Source organism: Bacillus songklensis (genome assembly GCF_042649685.1).
GTDB lineage: Bacteria > Bacillota > Bacilli > Bacillales > Bacillaceae_H > Bacillus_BA > Bacillus_BA songklensis.
In genome coordinates this window covers 398,960-422,610 of sequence record NZ_JBHRZT010000020.1, presented here as the reverse complement: position 1 = coordinate 422,610, position 23,651 = coordinate 398,960, and the positions used below count along the sequence as shown (strand labels likewise).

Sequence of the window (23,651 nt, the reverse complement as noted above, 5' to 3'; positions counted from 1 at the left end):
GACAATATTAGTACTTTTTAACCAAAATTCATATAGTTTTTACATGCCCTTTACAATTCTCTGTCATACTTTAGTATGTGAGAAAAGGGGGATTATTGTGGATTGGAAACAATGGATAAAAATAAAGAAAACGATTGCCTTTCCCAAATGGAAGAGAAAAAACCATACAAAATGGCGTCGGAAAGAATTGACATTGAGTTTGCAAAATAGGCTGCTTATAAGCATTTTGAGTTTGCTTGTCACATCTGTTAGTCTGCTTGGTTTCGTTTCTTACGAGAAGTCGCGGAGCACGACGATTACCATTATCGAAAATCGGCTTGAGCGCGAAGCCTTTACGATGTATGAAATTGCTCAAAGTTTAATGTTTACTTTTATTAACGATGAAGAAGGATTTTTAAAGAAATTCAACTATACAGTAAAATCGCAGGATGCCCAATTAACGCAAGATGGATTATCAGGCCATTTTTTCTTGTTGAAGCAAAAGGAAGTAACACCGTTTACAGTGAGCAAAGGGAGTCCTTTGATTTTTCCTGAAAAAGTGTTGGGGCAGGTACAGAAACAAGAGCACGGTGTTCTCCATTTCGATTTTCAAGGGAACGATTATACACTAGCCTTCAAACAAATTCCGGAGTTAAAAGGCATTTATTTACTGGCTGTTCCAACTGCTGATTATTTGGGAACCATCAACCATTTAGCACTTTTTATGCTGATTGCTTCTATTATTAGTGTTATTATTACTTCTGTTGTTATTATCTTTTTAGTAAGAAGCTTAACAAAACCGTTAATGACAATGCGAAAGGCAATGCGAAAGGTACGAGAAGGAGATGTGAGTGAGCAAATCAGCATTACTACCTCCATTCCCGAGATTTCTTCGCTTGTAAAAAGTTTTAATCAAATGATTGAACAAATGAAAATGATGCTTGATCAGATTAATGGAACAACGGTCGCTTTAAATGAAACAGGGAATGAATTGAAAGGTGCATCGGAGAGAGCTTTGTATTTCAATGATGAGCTCAAAGAATCTATTTTTGTAGTGAAACAAGGTGCTGAACAGACTGCCACCAGTTCTGAAAGAAGCATCCATATGTTCCAGGAAATGAAGGGGAAAATTCATCACATTATACATAATATGACCGACATTACCCAAACAGCCGATGAAATGAACAATCGGGCTTACCAAGGGGAACAGGACATTTCCCGTATAATTATATCGATGAATCGATTTGAAAAAGAGTTTACGGATATGACTCATACAATTGAAGAAGTAAAAGAGCATTCTTTGTCGATCGCTAAAATTGTCAACCTGATTCAACAGTTCGCAGAACAAACCAAATTGCTTGCTTTGAATGCAGCAATAGAAGCGGCAAGAGCCGGAGAGGCGGGAAAAGGGTTTGCCGTAGTAGCGAGTGAAGTCAGAAAGTTAGCCGATCAATCCACAAATGCGACGGAGGAAATTACCAGCCTCATTCAATCGATGGAAGAGATATCAGCAAAAGCCTCCAAAGAGTTTCATGATATGCTGCAAAAAAGCCAGCTCAATGCAGCCATTTCCTTAGATTCCAAACAAACATTTGATAGTTTGATGAAAGAAATAAGCAATGTAAATAAGGCTTTAGAGGAAATGAAGGAGGAGTTTAATGTATTATTTTCTACCCTGCCTCAAATGGAACAGTCCGCTGAAGGCTTTGCTTCTATATCGCAAGAAACGTTGGCAAGTGCAGAGCAAATGCTGTCTGCCTCTAAAGAGCAAATTGAACATATGAATAACACGCATGAAATCGGGATGAAATTAACAGGATTGGCCTCATCTTTAACGTCCATTACAGCGAAATTTATTATCCATAGTCAAAAACAGTCACACCTCTAGAGGTGTGACTGTTTTTTTGGAGCGGGAATATGCTTGATTGCTAAAAAGAGAAAAATACCGGAAACCGCCCAATGGAAAAATGCTTGTCCCGGTAAATAAAAAGAGAGCCCTTTTGTAACCGTAAATAGTAAAGTCGTTAGGGTTCCGCTGTAGGCCGCGATCGTCCACAATTGTTTATAGATCATTTTTCGATGAAGCATGTTTTTAAAGATCATTCCTATGCAAGCAAAAATAGTGATGCCGATAAACCTGCTCCCGACGGCTAAAATGTATAAGCCGACAATTATAAGAAGAACAAAGACAATAAGCCCGTTGTTTAATGTATTTAAATAAGAAAGAATATTTTGTTTCGATAAGTCCATCCCTTGAAATAAAGAATATGAATAGAGATGTGGTTCATGATTGGCGGTTACGGCCAATTCATTTTGTAATAAGGCGACTGCATATGGATAACGGTCCATCGTTTGGCTCGTTATTTTTCCTGAAGAATCAAAAATAAAGACAATGTTTCCATCAGATTTGATAATGGGCTTTATAGGATCTGTCTGCAGTTTACCATCTGAAATAGTAAATTCGGGTACTTCTTTAGTGAGCATTTCTTGAGTAATGTCGGCGCTTTTCAGGATGCCGTATCCAAGGAAAAGGGAAGTTGGCAGAATCGAAATGAATGTCAGGATGAATATGTACTTCATTGTTTTTCCGATGGATTGAAAACGGAACACAGCCATTTTTTTAGGCGAATATAAGCTTATCAATAGCTGTTTATATACATTCACTTCCTCACCTCCTTTACCCACTCCCATTGTAGCGGTCCACAAAAACGAATACAAGAAATTTTCAAAATAAAGGGTTATGCTCAGGCTCTACAGGAAGTTTATTTATGGATAGTATTAATCCCTCATATTTGCCGCAATGTTTATATTGAAGGCCGGATTCAAACGAAAACAATCTGGAAGGCTGCCTTAACGTAAATATAAGGTTTGCGCGTTTAATATTGGGAAAAGAAGGCTTATAATAAAGAGCAGGGACCTTGAAACGTTCCTGCGTTTATTTTTGGATAAGAGGTGTGTGAAAACGTGACCATTGTGTATTGGGGCATTATTGCTCTTTTATTTGTCATTGCATTTATCGGGCTTATCTATCCTATCATTCCAAGTGTGTTATTTATTGCGGCCGGCTTTATTTTATACGGTGTATTGTTTGGGTTCCAGCCGTTTGGCCCCTTGTTTTGGCTGATCCAGGGACTATTCATATTAGCTTTATTTGCGGCAGATTATTTAGCCAATTTGGTTGGAGTGAAAAAATTCGGAGGATCAAAGGCTGGCATATGGGGGAGTACAATCGGGTTGATGGTTGGTCCTTTTGTTATACCTGTAGCCGGCATTATTATTGGTCCTTTTGTAGGGGCGGTCCTTGCTGAATTGATTTTTCAGAGAAAATCCTTTTTTGAGGCGATCCATATCGGCTTTGGTTCTCTTGTCGGTTTTTTCAGTGGAGCTATTACAAAAGGAATGATTCAAGCGGTGATGATCGTTTACTTTCTCATTACAGTCCTTTAAAAACTGTTTGACAAGCATGGAAAATCATGATAAATTTTTAATGTCGTTAAAATTATTTGATGTTCCACAGTAGCTCAGTGGTAGAGCAATCGGCTGTTAACCGATTGGTCGCAGGTTCGAGTCCTGCCTGTGGAGCCATTCGGCGGTGTAGCTCAGCTGGCTAGAGCGTACGGTTCATACCCGTGAGGTCGGGGGTTCGATCCCCTCCGCCGCTATTTTATCTTTATATTCCACAGTAGCTCAGTGGTAGAGCAATCGGCTGTTAACCGATTGGTCGCAGGTTCGAGTCCTGCCTGTGGAGCCATTTGGACCCTTAGCTCAGCTGGTTAGAGCAGACGGCTCATAACCGTCCGGTCGCAGGTTCGAGTCCTGCAGGGTCCACCAGTGCAAGAAAAGCGGAGAAAGCCCGCTTAAACCGATAGGATGTTGGAGCATCTGAGAAGGAGTCGCTTTTTGACTCCGCAGGAAGAAGTGAAACAGCCGTACGGTTTGGCTTTCGCAGCTAGACAATTAAAAAAGCCCGCTTGAAACGGAGGAATACCCAAGTCCGGCTGAAGGGATCGGTCTTGAAAACCGACAGGGGTGTCAAAGCCCGCGGGGGTTCGAATCCCTCTTCCTCCGCCATACATATGAGCTTACTAAGTCTCCTGTTTTTCAGGGGGCTTTTTTTATTTCCTTTATTATTAGTAAATAAACGTTGAAATGAACACAATAAATTAAAAGGGATACGGCTTTCTACTATTGTAAAGAAATTGTAAAGATTTTATAAATCGATTGTAAATTCGACAAAAAATGCTAAAATATGACCGTTGGCTCTTTAAGTTATATAAACGGATTTGGAGGTTTCCTTTTATGATTTTTTCACCAAAAAAAGATGTCTTTTTTGAAATGCTTTCCCGCATTTCATCTAATGTAAAGGAGTCTACTCAGTACTTTGTAGACTACCAAATCAAAAATACAAGTGATTTAAAAGAGTTTTCTGGTGTGATGAAGGAATACGAACATAAAGGTGATACATATATACATGAACTGATTGTCGCTTTAAATAAAACATTCATCACACCGATTGAACGCGAAGATATTTTACAACTGGCTATGAAAATGGATGATGTGTTAGATGGATTGGAGCAATGGGTGGCTCGTTTAGAAATGTACTCTATCACAAATATAGACGAGTATATGTCAAAATTCTTCAGTAATATCCACCAAAGCTCAATCGAAATTGCAAAAGCGATTGAGTTATTAACAAGCAAAAAATTACTCGATATCCGTACACATGCCATTCAAATTAAAGATTTAGAATCAAGATGCGATGAGTTATTACGAGCGTCTATTAAAAATTTATTCGTTGTGGAAAAAGATCCGATTAGAATCATTCAAGTAAAAGAATTGTATGAAATGCTAGAAGGAATTGCAGACAGCTGTGAAGATGTAGCCAACACTCTAGAAACGATTATCATGCGTAACGCGTAAGGAGTTTTGGGTCAATGGATACAATATTAATTTTAACTATTTTAGTTGTTGTTTTTGCACTGGCATTTGACTTTATCAACGGTTTCCATGATACGGCTAATGCAATTGCAACTTCTGTTTCAACAAAGGCGCTGCCGCCGCGTACAGCTATTATTTTAGCGGCGTCCATGAACTTTATCGGTGCTCTAACATTTACGGGAGTAGCCAAGACCATCACGAAAGATATTGTCGACCCGTTCCAACTGGGGAATGGATCTGTTGTGATTTTAGCTGCTCTTATTGCAGCGATAGCGTGGAACTTAATTACTTGGTATTACGGGATTCCCAGCAGTTCTTCCCATGCGCTTATCGGTTCGGTTGCCGGTGCAGCCATTTCGGCAGCCGGGTTCAATATTTTAAACTACCAGGGCTTTATCAAGATTTTGCAATCGTTAGTTCTTTCTCCGTTTTTAGCCTTGGCCGTTGGATTTATTATGATGACCATTTTTGCATTTATATTTAAGAACTTTAACTTATCCAAAACCAATAAAGGATTCCGTACAATGCAGATTGCAACCGCTGCTTTGCAATCATATACACATGGAACAAACGATGCTCAAAAAGCGATGGGGATCATCACGATGGCTCTTATTGCCGGCGGGTTTCAGACTTCAACAGATATTCCGATGTGGGTACGTATAGGGGCAGCCCTATCAATGGGAATAGGAACCTCTGTAGGCGGTTGGAAAATCATCAAGACGGTGGGCGGAAAAATCATGAAAATTCGTCCCGTCAATGGAGCAGCAGCTGATCTTTCATCTGCAATAGTTATTTTCGGCGCAACTATGCTGCACCTTCCCGTCAGTACAACCCACGTTATCTCATCGGCTATTATGGGGGTAGGATCTGCTCAACGTGTGAAAGATGTTAAGTGGGGAGTAGCCCAACGCATTGTATTAACATGGATCATCACGCTGCCTGTTTCAGCCGTCATCGCAGCGATTGTCTATCAAATTTTAAATCTTTTCTTTTGATAGCATAAGTGAATAAGATAACAAAAAGGCTTTTTTATTCAAAAAGCCTTTTTTTGTTATCTCTTTTATTTCGGCGTTTAAAAGAAAGGATGAATGGTTACTATAAGAAATGTTGTAAAATTCAATGTATTCCAAAGCATAATCATTGAAACAGGAGGGTAAATTTGCTAATCTTAGCTTGAAGGGCAAATATGGCGCCCACTTTTTACATATTTAAAAGGAGGAATTTTTTATGGCATACGAATTACCGCAATTACCTTATGCTTACGACGCTCTTGAGCCGCACATTGACAAAGAAACGATGAATATCCATCATACGAAGCATCACAACACATATGTAACAAACTTAAATGCTGCAGTAGAAGGAAAAGCTGACTTAGCTGGTAAAAGCGTTGAAGAATTAATTGCTAACCTGGACGCTGTCCCTGAGGAAATCCGCACAGCTGTACGCAATAATGGCGGCGGTCATGCAAACCATTCTTTATTCTGGACACTTCTTTCTCCAAACGGAGGCGGCGAGCCGACTGGTGAATTAGCAGATGCTATCAACAGCAAGTTTGGCAGCTATGAAGCATTTAAAGAAGCGTTTTCAAAAGCAGCAACAACTCGTTTCGGTTCAGGTTGGGCTTGGCTAGTTGTAAACAATGGAGAGTTAGAGGTAACAAGCACTCCAAACCAAGACAGCCCATTAATGGAAGGGAAAACTCCAGTTCTTGGCCTGGATGTTTGGGAGCACGCTTACTACTTAAATTATCAAAACCGTCGTCCTGACTACATTGGAGCTTTCTGGAATGTGGTAAATTGGGATGAAGTAGCAAAATTATACGCTGCTGCGAAATAATCACAACATTAAAAAAGCTGATGAATGGATGCGTTCATCAGCTTTTTTAGTGTTGTAACTTACATATATTGGGTTGAATATCATGTTAAATCAACCTTCCTATACCGTTTTACATGCTTATTGCCACATGAAAATGCCTAAATTCCATTTCTTCTGTACAGAAGAAATGGAATTTAGAATAACTCCCTGTAAATTTGACACACTAGTTCATAAGAAAGAAAGGGAGTTTTTTGTATGGCCTTCATGAAAAAAGTAGTTGGTGATGTAGAAGTAAACAAAGAATTGATATTGCTTCTTCTAATCGGGGGATTATACGGGTTAGCGATTGCGATGTCCAACACCTTTGTGAATATTTATTTATGGAAGCAATCGGGGAATTTCCTTGATATTGCTTTGTATAATTTGGCAATTGTTGTATTGCAGCCTCTTACTTTCATTTTGGCGGGGAAATTAGCCAAAAAAATAGACAGAGTAATTGTACTGCGCCTGGGGGTTTCGTTTCTGGCGTCGTTTTATATCACGGTCCTTTATATCGGAACAGATGTCGCTCAGTTTTTATTGTTACTAGGCGGATTGTTAGGCGTAGGATACGGGTTTTACTGGCTTGGATTCAATGTATTGACTTTTGAGATTACGGAACCTGAAACTCGTGATTTCTTTAATGGATTCCTCGGAATCCTTAACTCGCTGGCTGGAATGATCGGTCCAATTGCCGCGGGATTCATCATTTCCACTTTCTATCGCTTTATCGGCTATAAAATCGTATTTACCATCTCTCTCATATTGTTTTCCAGTGCTGTCATATTGAGTTTTTTTCTCAAAAGAAGAGCCGCAGAAGGACATTATTTGTTTAAACAAGTATTAGCAGAACGAAAAACGAATAAAAATTGGAGTCTCGTGTTAAAAGCCCACTTTTTTCAAGGTTTACGGGAAGGAACCTTTATCTTCGTGATTTCTGTTCTTGTGTTTATTACAACAGGCAGTGAATTGGCTTTAGGAACATTCGGCCTGGTGAATTCGGCAGTGGCGTTTGTCAGTTACTATGTGGTATCACGCTTTGTAAAGAAGGAAAAGAGGTTGAGATCGATTTTAGCTGGAGGCTTGATCTTATACTTTTCTGTAGGTTTAATTATATTTGATATATCATACATAAAGCTAATTGTGTATGCAGCAACTATTGCTATTGCCTATCCTTTGCTGCTTGTTCCGTATATGTCCATTACGTACGATGTGATTGGGCAGGCGGAGGATGTAAAGAAAAAGAGAGTCGAATACATCGTCGTACGTGAACTGTTTTTAAATGCCGGAAGAATCGTATCCATCCTATTGTTCATTGCTGCGGTAAGCTTTTTTAACGAAAAACAAAGTGTTCCAGTTTTACTGGCCTTGATCGGCTCAGGACATGCTTTTATATACTTGTTTGTCAGACAGGTTAAAATTAGACCTGAAAACCAGACAGAGGCTGCCAAACAGCCCGTTACACAGCCTATGTTAAATGAAAGGGACGGAGAATCTCCAGCTTAAACATTTTTTACTATAGAAATTTTGCGCCGTTTCTTTTACAATAATAAATAAATGAATGAAATAGACACCTTATGAGGTGTCTATTTCTATTTGTTGTTTATTTTTTACCATTTAGTTCCTTATTTTGGTTTTATATGAAAATTGCAAGAGGTCAAATATGTAAATTGAAGGTGTCTCCATGAAAAGAAAGAGAAAGAAAAAAACACATGTACCTATTAGATTAAATCTTTTATTTTTTGTTGTGTTTATTTTATTTTCAATATTGATTTTAAGATTAGGACTTGTCCAGATTGTGTACGGGGAAAATTATCAGCGCGAAGTAGCGAAAACAGAAAACGTGACAGTGAACGCTCCTGTACCGAGAGGGAAAATTTATGACCGCTATAACCGTGTCGTGGTCGACAATACCCCTTTAAATGCGATTACGTATACTCGTTTCCAGGGGACCACACAAGAAGAAAGGCTTAAGGTAGCCGAGCAACTTGCAAAATATATCGACAAAGATACTAGTAAAGTCACAGAGCGGGATTTAAAGGACTATTGGATTCTAAAGCATCCGGAGGAAGCGAAGAAAAAAATCCGAAAAGATGAGTTAGCCAAATTAAAAAAAGGGAAGCTTACAGATAAAGACATTTATAATCTTCAACTTTCAAGAATTACACCAGAAGATTTAAATGAAATTCCGGAATCTGAAAAAGAAGTACTTGCCATTAAACGAGAGATGGACGGCGGGTATGCTCTTACCCCTCAAAATATCAAAAGTGAAGATGAAGAAGTTACACCTAAGGAATATGCAAAAATAAGCGAGCATTTAGAAGATCTTCCAGGTGTAGATACGACGACATACTGGGATAGACATTATGTTTATGGTGACACTTTAAAATCAATGCTGGGAAATATCTCTTCCTCCAATGAAGGACTGCCGCGCGAGCAGCTTGACTATTTTCTAGCAAGAGATTATAGCCGAAATGACCGGGTTGGAAAGAGTTATATCGAAGCTCAGTACGAAGATATTTTAAGCGGCGAAAAGGCGAAAGTAAAAAATATAACTGATAAATCCGGCAATTTATTAGGAACGGAAGTTGTTTCTGAAGGAAAACAGGGCAGAGACCTCGTGTTAACAATTGATATGAACTTGCAAACAGAAGTGGAAAAAATTCTTACAGATGAATTGTTAAAGGCTAAACGAAAACCTGGTACAGGATTGTTAGATCGCGGTTTTATCGTGATGATGGACCCGCGTACGGGAGAAATCTTGGCGATGGCCGGTAAGCAATATACGATGAACGATCAGGGAAAAGTAGAAATCAAAGACTTTGCGTTAGGTAATATGACAACATCTTACACAATGGGGTCTGTAGTAAAGGGAGCGACCATTTTAGCAGGTCTTGATTCCGGAGCTATTAGTCCGGGAACGGTTTTTCGGGATGAACCGTTAAAATTTGCGGGAACAGCAAAAGAGAAAAAATCATGGAAAAACATGGGGAGTATTGGTATACAAACGGCTTTAAAACAATCTTCCAACGTCTATATGTTCAAAACTGTCATGAGTCTGGCGGGACTTCAGTACCATCATAATATGGCGCTGCGAGGCATTAAGCCGGAGCATTTCGAAACGATGCGTTCATATTACAGTCAATTCGGTTTGGGAGTTAAAACAGGCATTGATCTTCCGAATGAAATGGCCGGTTTTAAGGGGTCTGATTATACGCCGGGATTGCTTTTAGACTTAGCGATTGGACAGTACGATACGTATACACCTTTACAGCTTGCCCAGTATGTATCAACAATCGCAAACGGCGGTTATCGAATGAAGCCCCAAATCGTAAAAGAAATACGTGACCCGGCTGTTAATGAAGAGGATGAACCAAGTACCCTTTATTCGTCTGAACCAACCATTTTAAATCGAATTACAATGAAAGACCAATATATTAAACTTGTGCAGGAAGGGTTCCGGAAAGTAACACAGGAACCGGGGGGAACGGGCTATGCATACTTTGGAAATGCCCCTTACAAACCTGCCGGTAAATCCGGGACAGCCGAAGCCTTTTATGATGGGCCAAAACGAAAAAAAGGACAGAAGCTTATTCCGACTATAAATGCTACCTTTATAGGCTACGCTCCTTACGATAATCCTGAGATAGCATTTGCTGTCGTGACTCCTTGGGATGGCAGCGCAGGCCATCCTATGAGTAAAATTGTTGGCCGAAAAGCCTTGGATGCCTATTTTGAATTGAAGAAGCAAGAAATAAAAGAACAGGCAGACGAACAAACGAAGAATGCCGATGAAGAAGCACAAAATAGTGAACAAACTGAAAATGAATAAGATCATTCAAAACCGAAAGCTAATTCAATGCTTTCGGTTTTTTTTTTTGAGAAAAAAAATATTGTACATACTATATAGAAAGATATGTAAGGGCAAGTATACATCGATGTACCTTTTGACAAGGAAAAGTAAAAAAATATACATTCTTTTTTTGTTTATTTACAAAACCTTTACATATCATTAAAACTTCTTTAATAGTCGGGAGTTATTCTAATACACGTAGGACAAAACAACGATATGTCGTAGGAGGAATTAAGGAATGAAAAGCTTTAAGTTTTTAGCGTTATCAATCATGGTTGGTTCACTATTAGCTTTTGCAACTGCGTGTGGCCAAGCAAATGAAGGGGCTAACGGAGCTAAAGAAGAGCAAAAAGCTGGTGATGAAAATAAGCAGCTTGAGGGCAATGTTGCAATGGACGGTTCTTCAACTGTATTCCCAATTATGGAAGCAGCATCTGAAGAATATATGGGTACTCAACCAGGCGTAAAAGTATCGGTGGGTGTATCAGGTACTGGCGGTGGTTTCGAAAAATTCACTAAAGGCGAAACTGATTTTTCAAATGCATCTCGTCCAATTAAAGATGAAGAGAAAAAAGCAGCCGCTGACAACGGCGTAGAATTCCAAGAGTTCCAATTAGCATATGACGGTTTATCAGTAGTAGTAAACAAAGAAAACGACTGGGTTGACCACTTAACGGTTGATGAGTTAAAGAAAATGTGGGTACAAGACGGCAAAACGAAAAAATGGTCTGATATCCGTAAAGGCTGGCCGGATGAGGAAATTAAATTCTTCTCACCAGGTCATGACTCTGGTACTTACGACTATTTTGATGAAGTGATTTTAGAAGGAAAACCAATCGTTGAATCTGCACAGCTTTCTGAAGATGACAACGTGTTAGTACAAGGTGTTACAGGTGATAAAAACGCGATCGGTTACTTCGGTTATGCATACTATGCTGAAAATAAAGATAAATTAAAAGTGGTTCCTATCGACGGCGGTAATGGTCCTGTTGAACCAAACAACGATACAATTGAATCTGGTGAATATGCACCATTATCACGTCCATTATTCACTTATGTAAATACAGCTTCACTTAAAGAGAAGGAGCAAGTGCGCGACTTCATGAAGTTCCTTCTTGAAGATCAAGGTAGTTTAGCTGAAGAAGTTGGTTATGTAGCTCTTCCGAAAGAAAAATATGAAGAGCAATTAAAAACACTTGAAGGCATTAAGTAATCATTAAAATTATAAAGATGAGAAGCTAATTGGCTCAGCTTCTCATCTTTCCATGTGATGGAAAGGGGTTTGCGACATTGGCTGTCATGAAAAGTGAACTAAAAAATGGTTCTATTCGTGAAATGATTTTAGAGAAAAAGAAAAAGAATAATTCGACGATGTTGGTTGAAAAGGCAGTACCGATTGTTTTATTGGTCACTGCTGCTATTTCTGTTTTAACGACACTTGGCATTTTATTTACTTTAATTTTTGAGACAGCAACATTCTTTTCTCGTGTACCGTTTTTGGATTATATAACAGGTACAAAATGGCTTCCTTTTATTGAAGCAAAAGGAAACTACGGAGTATTGCCTCTTATTACAGGCACATTGTTAATTACAGGTATTGCGACTGTTGTAGCAGTGCCGATTGGCCTGGCAACAGCCATTTTCTTGAGTGAATATGCTTCAGATCGTACAAGAAGAATTATTAAGCCGATTTTAGAAGTGCTGGCAGGTGTTCCTACAATCGTTTACGGTTTCTTTGCTTTAACGTTTGTAACGCCAATGCTTAAGAAACTAATTCCAGATCTGTCGGTTTTTAATGCTCTAAGTCCCGGAATTGTCGTGGGTATCATGATTGTCCCTATGATTGCCTCATTATCTGAAGATGCGATGAGTTCCGTCCCTAATTCTATGAGAGAGGGAGCGTTAGCGTTAGGAGCAACAAGATTTGAAGTAGCGGTGAAAGTGGTTCTTCCTGCTGCTTTATCTGGTATCATTGCATCGTTTGTATTAGGAATTTCCCGTGCAATCGGAGAAACGATGATTGTAACAGTAGCGGGGGGAGCATCTCCTGCCATGACGTTTGACGTAACGGAGTCTATTCAAACAATGACAGCTTACATCGTTCAAGTGACAACAGGTGATGTCGGTTACGGAACAACGATTTATTACAGTATTTATGCTGTTGGTATGACATTGTTTGTCTTTACGTTGGTCATGAACTTACTTGCCCAATATATCTCTCGACGCTTTAGGGAGGAGTATTAATTATGTATATGGATCGTGAATTAGTCCAAAAGAGAATGGGAAGTCGTCTTCTCTTTAATTCCATTTTTAAATTTATCTTCTTCTGTGCCACTCTTTTTGGTTTAGCAGTGTTAGCTATACTTTTATATCGGATATTGACTCAAGGATTAGGTTGGTTAGACGCGGATTTTTTACAAAATTTTGCTTCCCGCAGACCGGAAGAAGCAGGGGTTAAAGCCGCTTTAGTAGGTTCTTTATGGTTAATGGCAGTTGTTGCGCCTGTATCACTTATTTTAGGGGTAGGGACAGCCGTTTACCTTGAAGAATATGCTAAAAAGAACCGTTTTAATGATTTTATTAAATTAAACATTTCAAACTTGGCCGGTGTTCCGTCCATTGTATTCGGTCTTTTAGGGTTAACAGTGTTTGTACGTCAATTAGCGTTAGGGCGCAGCGTTTTAGCGGCAGGATTAACGATGAGTTTACTTATTCTACCAGTAATCGTTGTAGCGGCGCAGGAAGCCATCCGTTCTGTTCCAAAGGAATTACGTGAGGCATCTCTTGGAATGGGAGCGACAAAATGGCAAACGATCAAAAACGTGGTATTGCCGGCAGCGATTCCGGGAATCTTAACAGGGAGTATTCTTGCTTTATCTCGTGCGGTCGGAGAGACAGCTCCACTCGTAGTAGTCGGAATTCCAACATTTATTGCGTATTTGCCAACTGGAGTATTAGATTCATTTACAGTACTCCCGATGCAAATTTATAACTGGACGAGCCGACCTCAAGCAGATTTCCAATCTGTGGCAGCGGCGGGAATTATCGTTTTATTGGCATTCTTAATTTTGATGAACTCAATTGCTGTTTTCATTCGTAATAAGTTTCAAAAGAGATATTAATTTGTTCACATCGGCATATTCCTATTGTTAGTTGGATGAAGGAGGAACCAATTATATGGAAACAAATACAGTTGTAAGAGAGAAAAACACACAAGATATGAATAAAAAGAAAGAGATTGTGTACGAAACAAAAGGGTTGAATTTATGGTACGGTGAAACGCATGCTTTAAAAAATATCGATCTTGATATTTACGAGAACGAAGTGACGGCCATTATCGGTCCTTCCGGTTGTGGTAAGTCGACGTATATTAAAACTTTAAACCGCATGGTTGAATTAAGCCCAATCGTTCGCACATCAGGTGAAATTAACTACCGTGGACGCAACATTTTTGATAAATCTTATGGTGTTGAAGATTTACGTACACAAGTAGGAATGGTATTTCAAAAGCCAAATCCATTCCCGAAATCCATTTATGATAACATTGCATATGGTCCAAGAATTCACGGTATCCGCAACAAAAAAATCCTAGATGAAATCGTTGAGAAAAGTTTGCGAGGCGCAGCGATCTGGGATGAGGTAAAAGACCGTTTAAATCAAAATGCGTACGGATTATCGGGCGGACAGCAACAGCGCCTATGTATTGCGCGCTGTCTCGCTATTGAGCCTGATGTTATCTTAATGGATGAACCGACATCTGCGCTTGACCCAATTTCTACATTAAAAGTAGAAGAGTTAGTCCAAGAACTAAAGGAAAATTTTAGCATCATCATTGTTACACATAACATGCAGCAAGCAGCTCGTATTTCTGATAAAACAGCGTTCTTCTTAAATGGAGAAGTAGTGGAGTTTACAGAAACAGACAAGATTTTCTCTAACCCATCTGATAAGAGAACAGAAGACTATATTACAGGCCGTTTCGGTTAATATTAACCGTTGGAAGACTTCTATGAGACAGGAGATGGGATGAATGGCAGTACGTGAACGATTTCATGATGAGTTAAAAGCGTTAAGAGAAAAGTTATTGGAAATTGGGAATTTAACAGAAGAAGCCTTGAATCACTCCTTTCAGTCTTTAACTAACAGGGATATTGAGGCAGCTTTAGAAGTGATAGATGAAGACTATAAAATTGATCGTCTAGAAGAGGAAATTGATGATTTGGCTATCCTGTTAATCGCTAAACAGCAGCCGGTTGCCATTGATTTAAGACGTATCATTGTAGCAATCAAAATTGCGACAGACATTGAACGCATGGCAGATTTTGCAGTCAATATTGCTAAATCGACTATCCGGATTGGCAAAGAACCGCTCATTAAACCGCTTGAACATATTACGAAAATGTACGAATTAGCGGGCAGCATGCTCTCACTTTCCTTAAAGTCTTACTACGATGAAGATGTAGTACTGGCTAAGAAAGTGGCTGAAATGGATGATGAAGTGGATGACCTGTATGGTGAAACTATTATTGAGTTGTTAAGCATTGCAAAAGAACAACAGGAAGCTCTTCCTCAAATCACCCAGCTTCTGTTTATTGCTCGTTATTTGGAACGCTTTGCTGACCATGCTACAAACATAGCTGAAAGTGTTTTTTATCTTGTAAAAGGTAAACGATATGAATTAAACGAATAAAAAGAACATCCCGCGGTTACATAACTGCGGGATGTTTTCTTTCGGCATGAGAGTCCTCGAGCATTACTTCTTCTTGTAAAAGACCAATATTCGATATTCGTAAAAGCGGCCGGTAATGTTAATAATATTTACTTAAATCGACAAATTGCGTTTATTGTGACCATGGTGGCTTAATGTTAAGATTAAGGAAAGAAAAATAAACGAAGGTTAGACAAATAAAGGTGAGTTGTTTTGACATTAGAGAAACTAGATATCGATCTGTGTAAAGCAATAAGATGGAATGATTCATGCTTATATGTTCATTGGAACATTTCCTCCTTATCCCGGCAATTGTTTGAAGAATGTTTTCTATGTAAGTGGAAGGAAATGACACAATATGTCATTGTCTATGATGTAACGAACATTATGTTTAATGGCCACAATGCTCATAAGTGGCGACGGTATGGGATTAAGCAGGAAGAGCAGCATATGTTTTTATATTTACCGGTCAACAAGTCTTATATTGTGGATATTGCTGTTCAGTTAAAGACGTCTTATTACACAATACTGCGCTCTAACCTTGTTCATTTATCCCATAACGAGATAAATGAGGAAGACTGCATTGATCAAATATTTTCAGAGTGGCAGCTAAATCGTCCAGCTCCGCCAGAATGGTCTCAAATTTTCAGCGCATACTCTTGCTATGAAAAAACGTAAGGTGAAAAATGATGAAGAAACATCAATTAATAGTGATCCACGCTCATTTTCCGTATTTGTACAAAACAAGTGAATCATATTGCGATGAAACACTCTTATTTGAAGACATGATTCAATGGTATATCCCTTTGCTTCGGCATCTAAATACAAAAACAATCCCCCCATGCACCATTACTTTTTCTCCTATCGTATTAGAAATATGGGATCACCCTATGTTTCAAGATTCTTTTTTACAATATTTAAAGAAGCTAAACAGGAGAGATTTAGTGACCTTGTTCTTAGGATGGGATTGTAATCTCATTAATGGTTTTAGAGCGTTATATGATGCAGGGGAAATTGAATGTATTCCCACGACGGCCAGTCATTGTCTTCTTCCTTATCTCTCAACGAGAAAGGGAAAACAAGTTCAAATTAATCTTGGTATCAAAATCTTTGAAAAATATTTTCAGAAGAGACCGATGGGTTTTTGGGCAGAAGAGGGATTTGTTACAGAGGAAATTGAAGAACTATTTCATGAAGAGGGAATCAAATATACGTTTTTACATGAACAGTTTCTCCCTAAAGAGGTCTTGTTTGATTCCTTTCCTCTATTGACATCCCGAAATGTTTTGCTTATCCCATATAAAGAGGGAGTATGCAAAAAAGTTTCCGGAGAAATGAAAGCGTTACCAGATGTAATGATCATACAAGTATCTCATAGAGCGGGCTGTCAAAAAATCTTTTCCTTTTTCAAAATGTTCCAAGAAGAAGAGGGGAATTTTCAATTACCTAAACAATTCTTCATAGAAGATTTACATTGTTCTTCTAAAATAAATATGAAGATAGAGCTTAATAAAGAGTTTAGTGAGCGATGGTTGAATAAGCAAAACCATGAGGCTTATTCGGCTATGCATCAAATGGAGCAAATACTATGGGAGTGTATGGACCACATAGAGAGCAGCCGTTTTTTGAAGATGCTCAAAAAATGGCTGCTCGTTTCTAGTAAAGAATGGGCGCAGCTTTTGACGAAAAATAATGGAAAGAAAGAATATATTGTTGCCCATCTGAATATTCATATAAGACAATTTAAACAATTTTACGAATCGTTTGGAAAAGAAGTCCCAATCTCTAAACAAATAAGTGATTCGATTTTTCATACTCTTACTGTTGACTATTTAAAGTTCTTAAGAACCTCCTTTAAAAATCAGAGGTTTACTTTACAACAAACAGAAAAAGAACAGTTAAATATTTTAATGCTTTCCTGGGAGTTTCCCCCCCTTGTAGTTGGTGGGCTTTCACGTCATGTGTTTGATTTGTCCCGTGCATTAGCCAAGCAAGGTCATCATGTAGTGGTGATGACAACATTTGTAGAAGGACTGCCGGCTTATGAAAAATTCCAGGGAGTCCATGTCTATCGGGTATTAAGTTTACAACCACACCATTCGGATTTTTTTGCATGGGTCAATAGTCTAAATGCAGCAATGGTACGTGAAAGTTTAATCCTATGTAAAAAGATTAAGTTTCATCTCGTTCATGCACATGATTGGCTTGTAGGAAGTGCAGCACAAATCATTCATAAACAACTGAATATACCACTGATTTCTACCATTCATGCGACAGAGCACGGACGAAATAACGGAATTCATACAACTTTGCAAAAGACTGTACATGAAAAAGAGAAAAGATTAATCCATCACTCTCAAGCTGTCATTGTGTGCAGTGAGTATATGAAAAATGAACTTGTCGATTTATTCTATGTATCACCGAAAAAAATATCCGTATTTCCTAATGGAATAGATGCGCAAATGTTTTTGGCACAATGCCAGTCATTCAACATACACAAAAAATATGAGCTATCTTCTGATAGTCCAATCGTTTTTTCAATTGGAAGAATTGTATACGAAAAAGGGTTTCATATTTTAATTGAAGCAGCTGAATTCGTAATAAGAAAAATTCCAAATGTTCGGTTTGTAATTGCGGGAAAAGGTCCCTTATTACACGAGTATCGTGAACTTGTGAAAGAAAAAAGATTGGGTGGGCATGTTCAGTTTATTGGTTACATTACGGATGAAGAAAGAAACCACCTGCTAGATCTTTGTAATGTAGTCGTATTTCCAAGTCTCTATGAGCCTTTTGGGATTGTAGCCCTTGAGGGAATGATTGTTGGAAAACCGACTGTTGTTACAGATACAGGAGGATTGCAGGCTATTGTTGAAGACGGGGTATCGGGTGTGAAGGTTAGACCGAGTGATGCCCAGCATTTGGCGGAACAAATTATATTCTTGTTAAAAAATGAAGAATGGGCAAATCAACTGGGTAAAAACGGAAAAAAGAGGGCTGAAACAATGTTTAGCTGGGATCAAATCGCCAGGGATACGACAAGGCTTTTTGAAAGGAACATTTTTTCATTTCAAAAGGGAGGAGGGAGAGTGAATTGAAAGCCATAATATTAGCTGGCGGAAAAGGTACAAGACTTCGTCCTCTCACTTACCATACGCCAAAACCAATGCTACCTTTATTGGATAAACCTGTATTGGAATATACGATTGAGCATTTAAAGCACCACGGGATTGACGATATTGCCATTACATTAAGCTATTTATCCGACTCTATTATGAACTATTTTGGAGACGGAAGCAGATGGGGAGTTACAATTTCTTATTTTCTGGAAGAAACACCGCTTGGAACGGCGGGGGCAGTCAAAAATGCCGCACCGTTTATAAATGACTCTTGTTTGATTGTAAGCGGAGATGCTTTAACAATGATCGATTTCCAGAGGGCTCTTGATTACCACAAGAAAAAAAGAGGGATCATGACCATCATTACCAAAAAGTTATCAAATCCTTTCAGCTACGGAATAGTGGTACCAAGATTTGATGGAAAAGTGGAGAAAATGATTGAAAAGCCAAGGAGGCATGAAGTTCTGAGTGATTACATTAATACAGGCATTTACATTATTGAACCCAATGTACTATCTTATATAAAAGATAACATTGAAACGGATGTAAGCCTGGATTTGATTCCACTTTTACTCTCAAGCAGCCAAAACATATATCACTATTTAAGTGAAGACTACTGGATAGATATAGGAGAAGTCAATCATTACTATCAAGCACAGCAGGACCTGTTAAATAGGAAATGCTCAGCTTTCATAAACGGGCAAGAAATAAAGAGCGGGATTTGGCTTGGAGAAAATGTAACGATTGAACGTTCAGCCTCGGTACGGGCACCCGTTTTTATCGGGAATCATACCGTTATACAAAAAGACGCGGTTATAGGTCCTCACACGGTCATCGCTTCAAATGGTTTCGTTCAGGCCAATGCGCTTATACAGGAATCGGTATTGCTGCCAGGTGTATCAGTGGGGAAAAGCTCTATCTTGCAAAAAGCAATTATTGATTGGGATAGAAAAATAGAAGATAAGGAACGGTTCAGCCAGGGAGAAAATGTAATGCTATATAAGGTTTTTACAGAGCCTGTCAGTATACAAAGTGATCCTACTCAATTAGCTGCAACATTCTTTTACAATCCACCATCCATTATCAATGGAACCATTTATCCTTCTGTACTGGATGCTGATTTTTACGCATCGATTGCCAGAGCACTAAAACAATTATGGAGAAGATATGAACGAGTTGTGATTGGTTGTGAAGAAGGAGTAGAGTATTTTAAAGAACAGATTGTAATAAAGCTTCTGGAGTGCGGATTTCAAGTGGAAGATTTCCATGTTGTTGCTGTTCCATTGCTTCAATATGCTGCAGTACGGGAGAGAGTAGACGGAGCAATTTATATAGGAAGGAAGGCCGTTCATCATTCAAATGAAATATTTGTTCAATTTTACGAAGAAGATGGTCGCCTGTTTAGCCGTAATTTAGAATGGAAGCTTGAACAACTGTTAAGGAAGCAAGAAGGAAATGAAGAGGAGAAAAGCGGAAATCGTAATCTGAGGAAATCAGAAGAGTTTTTCAACAGTTACTTAACCACTTTATATGAGTCGATTTGTATTCCCGCCATTATTGGTTCGAATCTGCGTGTAATTGTAACGGCCCCTCACTTTATCCAAAAACTGTTTAAAAGATTATGTGATGACTTAAATGTGGACTGTGATCTTTATCAAGAAATGGATGAAGAAGACATGATAAAGAAAGTAAGGAACGCAGGTGCCCACTTTGCCATGATGATTAACAAAACCGGGGAACGATTTCAACTTATTGATGAAACAGGAAGTAAATTGACCGAAACAGAATCATTCATTCTTTACATGTTTAATTACTATCTCACTCGAAATAAATTGAGTACCTCAGTAACCATAAGTGAGCCTATTCTCTTTTCCTTAACGGAAAAGGTAGTGCGTGCAAGTTTACAAAGAAATGCGAAGAAAGCATTTATTGATACAAGACCGTTTCAGACAAATGCTTTTTACGCTTTTTCCCAGTTGCTTGAATTGGCAGCGGTTCAATTTTTATCATTTTCTCAACTCCTTGCCATAGTCCCCAACATTCACGCAGTGAAAGAATGTGTATTTTGTCCAACGAATATGCAGGGAAGAGTTATGAGGAAGATATTGGAAGATGTGAAAGAATATGAGGTTGAATTAATAGAGGGAATGAAAATTTATCATTCAGGAGGATGGACATTGATTATGCCAGATTATAAATTATCAGCCATCAACGTTTACTCAGAAGCGGAGGAGCAGTTTACGGCTCAACAGTTTTCGTCTTACTTCATCAATAAAATTAAAGAGTATCAGAAGGTGTAGCGCTATGGATACAATCTTTCAAAACTTTCAGCCGTTATTTCTTCATGATGATAAAGAAAATTGCTTGAACTTTGAGGGAATCTCAACTAAAATGGGAATTTGGACAGAAGGGGATTTTTGCTGGATCCATCCCTTGTCTTGTTCTAAAAATTCGATACTTGAAGAATATTATTTAACATTAAACTGTCAAACGTTTGATGCTTCCATTAACCAATGTAAGGTATTGTATGTGAAAGTAAATATAAGTAACCAAAGTGGGCACAGCCAAAAGGTAAAAGTGTATCTGCAGCAAGAATTGGAGTGCCAGGAGGGAAATGACATTGTTTATTATGCTCCTAACGGGCAGGCAATACTCCACCATTCCTTAGACAGTATATTTGTTTGTAACGGTAAATATAAAGAAAAGGGAATTGTCCAATATTCTATGAGGTCAAAGAAACAGGATTTCTTTTCTTATTTATGGAAAGATATAAAAAAGGGAAAACTATGTTTTCAGCCATTTTCTACGCAAAATGTGATAAGTGCTTTTACATTGGAAGGTAATTTGGCACCTTATGAGACTGCTACGGCCACTTATTGGTTAATTAAAGGGCGGGAATCCCGAAATTCCCAAATGCTAAATAAATTTCTTCAAAAAAACACACTAGAATTTCAGGGAGAAAAATGATATTATATTATAGTCTGATTTATGCTTTTAAAGTTTGGAGGGAAAAACATGCGTGTAAATATCACTTTAGCTTGCACAGAGTGCGGTGAGCGTAACTATATTTCTAAGAAAAACAAACGTAACAACCCAGATCGTCTTGAGCTAAAAAAATACTGCTCAAGAGATAAAAAAGCTACATTACACCGTGAAACAAAGTAAACAGTAGGGAGTTATTCCTGCTGTTTTTTTATACGTTAAGATATTATAAAGGAAACTTCTATCAGTGGGGGCCTTCATCCCCCACTGATGGTTAGTTGATCTTATCGGGCTTTTACGGGCAGTGATCCTCACTTAAACTTCTCCGATTACGCTAAGTTTGGAAGTGGGGATCTTACTGCCCGTTAATGCGGGATAAATTGGCAGCATGGGGCCGATACGATGAGGCCGCCAATTCGAGGAATGAAGTATAAGGACAACTAGGCCTCTGTCTTCGCCTTGACAGGCTCACCAATCGGCAAGTTTTCTTTATGAGAAAAAACGGCAGGGGGACCATTGTATGAATATAAAAGCTAGCATTCGAAATGAAGTAAAGGAAAGCCTTCAACAGCTAACTTCGGAAACTCATAAAACGTGGTCTGATGAGATTGCGAATACTCTTTTTGAAACGAACTGGTGGCAAGAATCAACCGTTATTGCTCTGACCATCTCACGCGGAAAAGAAGTTTCCACAACATCTATCATTCAAAAAGCATGGGAATCTGGAAAGACTGTTGTTGTGCCAAAGTGCGATCCAAAAGATTACTCAATGAAATTTTATAAGATTACTTCTTTCTCGCAATTAGAAACTGTATATTTTGGGTTGAAAGAACCGATTGTTTCCAAAACCGTATACTATGATGCAAGGGATATCGATTTAATAGTTGTTCCAGGTGTGGTATTTGCGAAAGATGGTTATCGGATTGGTTATGGAGGAGGATACTATGACCGGTATCTTGTCCATTTCCATGGCAAAAAAATTGCATTAGCCTTTTCCATCCAATTACAACAAGAAGTTCCTTTTGAACAACATGATATTCCCGTAGAAGCCATCGTGACAAATGAAGGGGTTATTGTTTGTCATGATTGAGTCCATATTGATTTACATAGGTATTGTCATTATTGCACTACTGGGCTTTTGGGGGAAAGCGTTGTCTGCCTCGGGAGTCTTGGCGGCGGTAGCAGTGGGGAGTGCCATTTATGTAGGATTTGATTTAAAAGGGCTCGTATTGCTTGGAACATTTTTTGGCACATCTACCATCTGGAGTAAGTTTAGAAAAGATAGAAAGAAAAAGCTTGAGGAGAAACTAGAGAAAAGCGATCAAAGAGATTTCGTTCAAGTGATGGTTAATGGAGGAGCCGCCGCTGTAATCAGCCTCTTATATTTCATAACGGAATATCATTTGTTTGAAAAGTTGTTTATCATCAGCCTGGCTGCCTCTAATTCAGATACATGGGCATCAGAGATTGGAACATTAAGTAAAGGTAAACCCTACTTGCTGACTACTTTTCGTAAGGTTGAACGCGGCACATCAGGGGCAGTATCCATGTTGGGAACGCTCTCTGCTCTTATTGGTTCACTTCTCATTGTATATGTGGCACACCTTCTATCGTTTTCTCTCACGGGAGTGGACATTATGATAGTAACAATCCTCGGCTTTATGGGGAACTTGATTGACACCGTTCTAGGCGCGGTAATTCAAATCACCTACAGTTGTCCTGTTTGTCATCTTGAAACCGAACGAACCACACATTGTCGTACACGTACGGTTCCTCTAAAAGGGTGTTCACTGTTTAATAATGATATGGTAAACGGACTTTCGAATGTGCTGGCTATCTGCCTCGGCCTCTTATGGTATGCCTGGGTATGACCGCCATAGAAAAACATGGATAAAAAACGGATCAATGTGAAAAAGTAATAATGATAAGGGAGGTAAATGAGATGCAACGTTTCCTGACATTATTGCTAATTAGTATACTCGTGTTTTTTGGTTATCGTAAAAGATATCGTTTATTAAATTTTGTATTATCCAGTCAAGCAGTTCGGGGGCTGGCTGTTCGTTCCTTTTTTAGTATGCCTTTTGTAAGGGAACGGTTATTAAAACAAATGTTTCAATATTAAGCCAAGGGCCATCCTATGAAATCCAGTAAAATCAAAAGATTTCATGGATGGCTCGTTTCAGTTTCTGATCCTTTTGGTGACCTTTTTGCTCTCTCATTT

At 38.6% G+C, this 23,651-nt stretch carries 21 protein-coding genes and 5 tRNA genes; 25 read left to right on the top strand and 1 reads right to left on the bottom strand.

Translation table 11 applies throughout. The annotated features are described in order from the left end of the window. Window positions 1-43: 43 nt before the first annotated feature. On the top strand, window positions 44-1,867 hold the full coding sequence (locus ACFOU2_RS05180; protein ID WP_377912846.1) for a methyl-accepting chemotaxis protein: 1,824 nt from the start codon (window positions 44-46) through the stop codon (window positions 1,865-1,867). On the opposite strand, the gene ACFOU2_RS05175 is transcribed toward ACFOU2_RS05180, so the two are convergent. Beyond that, a complete protein-coding gene (locus ACFOU2_RS05175; protein WP_377912844.1) occupies window positions 1,864-2,643 on the bottom strand; it encodes a DUF1189 domain-containing protein in 780 nt (259 codons plus the stop codon). The two genes, ACFOU2_RS05180 and ACFOU2_RS05175, sit on opposite strands and share 4 nt — an antisense overlap. Before the next feature lie 300 nt (window positions 2,644-2,943). Between ACFOU2_RS05175 and ACFOU2_RS05170 the strand changes: the two genes are divergently transcribed. From ACFOU2_RS05170 to ACFOU2_RS05055, 24 genes are all read left to right on the top strand, one after another. Beyond that, window positions 2,944-3,426: a DUF456 domain-containing protein gene (locus ACFOU2_RS05170; RefSeq protein ID WP_377912842.1), complete on the top strand. Its 483-nt coding sequence runs from the start codon at window positions 2,944-2,946 to the stop codon at window positions 3,424-3,426. A gap of 63 nt (window positions 3,427-3,489) precedes the next feature. Then, window positions 3,490-3,564, top strand: a tRNA-Asn gene (locus tag ACFOU2_RS05165). Between the two features lie 3 nt (window positions 3,565-3,567). Next, window positions 3,568-3,641, top strand: a tRNA-Met gene (locus ACFOU2_RS05160). A 14-nt stretch (window positions 3,642-3,655) separates the two neighbouring features. Further along, window positions 3,656-3,730: transfer RNA gene (locus ACFOU2_RS05155), tRNA-Asn, on the top strand. 3 nt (window positions 3,731-3,733) lie between these two features. Continuing rightward, window positions 3,734-3,810 (top strand) — tRNA-Ile (locus tag ACFOU2_RS05150). Window positions 3,811-3,957: 147 nt separating this feature from the next. Beyond that, window positions 3,958-4,050 (top strand) — tRNA-Ser (locus ACFOU2_RS05145). 228 nt (window positions 4,051-4,278) lie between these two features. Then, window positions 4,279-4,899 (top strand): DUF47 domain-containing protein, encoded by a 621-nt coding sequence (locus ACFOU2_RS05140; RefSeq protein WP_377912840.1) that lies wholly within the window; start codon window positions 4,279-4,281, stop codon window positions 4,897-4,899. Window positions 4,900-4,913: 14 nt separating this feature from the next. Continuing rightward, window positions 4,914-5,912 (top strand): inorganic phosphate transporter, encoded by a 999-nt coding sequence (locus ACFOU2_RS05135; protein WP_377912838.1) that lies wholly within the window; start codon window positions 4,914-4,916, stop codon window positions 5,910-5,912. Window positions 5,913-6,144: 232 nt separating this feature from the next. Then, window positions 6,145-6,753 (top strand): superoxide dismutase SodA, encoded by a 609-nt coding sequence (gene sodA, locus ACFOU2_RS05130; RefSeq protein WP_377912836.1) that lies wholly within the window; start codon window positions 6,145-6,147, stop codon window positions 6,751-6,753. Between the two features lie 234 nt (window positions 6,754-6,987). Continuing rightward, window positions 6,988-8,277: an MFS transporter gene (locus ACFOU2_RS05125; RefSeq protein WP_377912834.1), complete on the top strand. Its 1,290-nt coding sequence runs from the start codon at window positions 6,988-6,990 to the stop codon at window positions 8,275-8,277. Window positions 8,278-8,455: 178 nt separating this feature from the next. Further along, window positions 8,456-10,603 (top strand): peptidoglycan D,D-transpeptidase FtsI family protein, encoded by a 2,148-nt coding sequence (locus tag ACFOU2_RS05120; RefSeq protein WP_377912832.1) that lies wholly within the window; start codon window positions 8,456-8,458, stop codon window positions 10,601-10,603. Between the two features lie 259 nt (window positions 10,604-10,862). Then, a complete protein-coding gene (locus ACFOU2_RS05115; RefSeq protein WP_377912830.1) occupies window positions 10,863-11,837 on the top strand; it encodes a PstS family phosphate ABC transporter substrate-binding protein in 975 nt (324 codons plus the stop codon). An 86-nt stretch (window positions 11,838-11,923) separates the two neighbouring features. After that, entirely contained in the window at window positions 11,924-12,868 is a 945-nt protein-coding gene (gene pstC / locus ACFOU2_RS05110) for a phosphate ABC transporter permease subunit PstC (RefSeq protein ID WP_377913588.1), read from the top strand. Between the two features lie 8 nt (window positions 12,869-12,876). Further along, window positions 12,877-13,746, top strand: a complete 870-nt coding sequence (gene pstA / locus ACFOU2_RS05105; protein ID WP_377913586.1) for a phosphate ABC transporter permease PstA — start codon at window positions 12,877-12,879, stop codon at window positions 13,744-13,746. A gap of 97 nt (window positions 13,747-13,843) precedes the next feature. Next, window positions 13,844-14,611: a phosphate ABC transporter ATP-binding protein PstB gene (gene pstB, locus ACFOU2_RS05100; protein ID WP_377913584.1), complete on the top strand. Its 768-nt coding sequence runs from the start codon at window positions 13,844-13,846 to the stop codon at window positions 14,609-14,611. A 43-nt stretch (window positions 14,612-14,654) separates the two neighbouring features. Then, entirely contained in the window at window positions 14,655-15,314 is a 660-nt protein-coding gene (phoU, locus tag ACFOU2_RS05095) for a phosphate signaling complex protein PhoU (RefSeq protein ID WP_377912828.1), read from the top strand. A 231-nt stretch (window positions 15,315-15,545) separates the two neighbouring features. Next, window positions 15,546-16,010, top strand: a complete 465-nt coding sequence (locus ACFOU2_RS05090) for a DUF4912 domain-containing protein (protein WP_377912826.1) — start codon at window positions 15,546-15,548, stop codon at window positions 16,008-16,010. An 11-nt stretch (window positions 16,011-16,021) separates the two neighbouring features. Further along, window positions 16,022-18,427, top strand: coding sequence for a glycosyltransferase (locus tag ACFOU2_RS05085; RefSeq protein ID WP_377912824.1), 2,406 nt, complete (start codon window positions 16,022-16,024; stop codon window positions 18,425-18,427). Next, window positions 18,424-20,748: a sugar phosphate nucleotidyltransferase gene (locus ACFOU2_RS05080; protein ID WP_377912822.1), complete on the top strand. Its 2,325-nt coding sequence runs from the start codon at window positions 18,424-18,426 to the stop codon at window positions 20,746-20,748. Before ACFOU2_RS05085 ends, ACFOU2_RS05080 begins: the two co-directional genes overlap by 4 nt. A gap of 91 nt (window positions 20,749-20,839) precedes the next feature. Continuing rightward, window positions 20,840-21,415, top strand: coding sequence for a hypothetical protein (locus ACFOU2_RS05075; RefSeq protein WP_377912820.1), 576 nt, complete (start codon window positions 20,840-20,842; stop codon window positions 21,413-21,415). Between the two features lie 48 nt (window positions 21,416-21,463). After that, entirely contained in the window at window positions 21,464-21,613 is a 150-nt protein-coding gene (rpmG, locus tag ACFOU2_RS05070) for a 50S ribosomal protein L33 (RefSeq protein ID WP_377912818.1), read from the top strand. 337 nt (window positions 21,614-21,950) lie between these two features. Beyond that, entirely contained in the window at window positions 21,951-22,520 is a 570-nt protein-coding gene (locus tag ACFOU2_RS05065; protein WP_377912816.1) for a 5-formyltetrahydrofolate cyclo-ligase, read from the top strand. Next, window positions 22,513-23,301 carry a DUF92 domain-containing protein gene (locus tag ACFOU2_RS05060; RefSeq protein ID WP_377912814.1) on the top strand — a complete coding sequence of 263 codons (789 nt, stop codon included), beginning with the start codon at window positions 22,513-22,515 and terminating at the stop codon, window positions 23,299-23,301. The genes ACFOU2_RS05065 and ACFOU2_RS05060 overlap by 8 nt, the downstream gene beginning before the upstream one ends. A 71-nt stretch (window positions 23,302-23,372) precedes the next feature. Beyond that, complete coding sequence (locus ACFOU2_RS05055; protein ID WP_377912812.1) at window positions 23,373-23,552, top strand: hypothetical protein; 180 nt, start codon at window positions 23,373-23,375, stop codon at window positions 23,550-23,552. Window positions 23,553-23,651 lie beyond the last annotated feature (99 nt).

Bases quoted from the DNA above. Each gene is read 5' to 3' on its own strand.
- phoU (WP_377912828.1), top strand. From the start codon at position 14,655: ATGGCAGTACGTGAACGATTTCATGATGAGTTAAAAGCGTTAAGAGAA.
- ACFOU2_RS05140 (WP_377912840.1), top strand. From the start codon at position 4,279: ATGATTTTTTCACCAAAAAAAGATGTCTTTTTTGAAATGCTTTCCCGC.
- ACFOU2_RS05075 (WP_377912820.1), top strand. From the start codon at position 20,840: ATGGGAATTTGGACAGAAGGGGATTTTTGCTGGATCCATCCCTTGTCT.
- rpmG (WP_377912818.1), top strand. From the start codon at position 21,464: ATGCGTGTAAATATCACTTTAGCTTGCACAGAGTGCGGTGAGCGTAAC.
- pstB (WP_377913584.1), top strand. From the start codon at position 13,844: ATGAATAAAAAGAAAGAGATTGTGTACGAAACAAAAGGGTTGAATTTA.
- ACFOU2_RS05060 (WP_377912814.1), top strand. From the start codon at position 22,513: ATGATTGAGTCCATATTGATTTACATAGGTATTGTCATTATTGCACTA.
- pstC (WP_377913588.1), top strand. From the start codon at position 11,924: ATGAAAAGTGAACTAAAAAATGGTTCTATTCGTGAAATGATTTTAGAG.
- ACFOU2_RS05065 (WP_377912816.1), top strand. From the start codon at position 21,951: ATGAATATAAAAGCTAGCATTCGAAATGAAGTAAAGGAAAGCCTTCAA.
- ACFOU2_RS05125 (WP_377912834.1), top strand. From the start codon at position 6,988: ATGGCCTTCATGAAAAAAGTAGTTGGTGATGTAGAAGTAAACAAAGAA.
- ACFOU2_RS05115 (WP_377912830.1), top strand. From the start codon at position 10,863: ATGAAAAGCTTTAAGTTTTTAGCGTTATCAATCATGGTTGGTTCACTA.
- ACFOU2_RS05135 (WP_377912838.1), top strand. From the start codon at position 4,914: ATGGATACAATATTAATTTTAACTATTTTAGTTGTTGTTTTTGCACTG.
- ACFOU2_RS05085 (WP_377912824.1), top strand. From the start codon at position 16,022: ATGAAGAAACATCAATTAATAGTGATCCACGCTCATTTTCCGTATTTG.
- sodA (WP_377912836.1), top strand. From the start codon at position 6,145: ATGGCATACGAATTACCGCAATTACCTTATGCTTACGACGCTCTTGAG.
- ACFOU2_RS05055 (WP_377912812.1), top strand. From the start codon at position 23,373: ATGCAACGTTTCCTGACATTATTGCTAATTAGTATACTCGTGTTTTTT.
- ACFOU2_RS05180 (WP_377912846.1), top strand. From the start codon at position 44: ATGCCCTTTACAATTCTCTGTCATACTTTAGTATGTGAGAAAAGGGGG.
- ACFOU2_RS05120 (WP_377912832.1), top strand. From the start codon at position 8,456: ATGAAAAGAAAGAGAAAGAAAAAAACACATGTACCTATTAGATTAAAT.
- pstA (WP_377913586.1), top strand. From the start codon at position 12,877: ATGGATCGTGAATTAGTCCAAAAGAGAATGGGAAGTCGTCTTCTCTTT.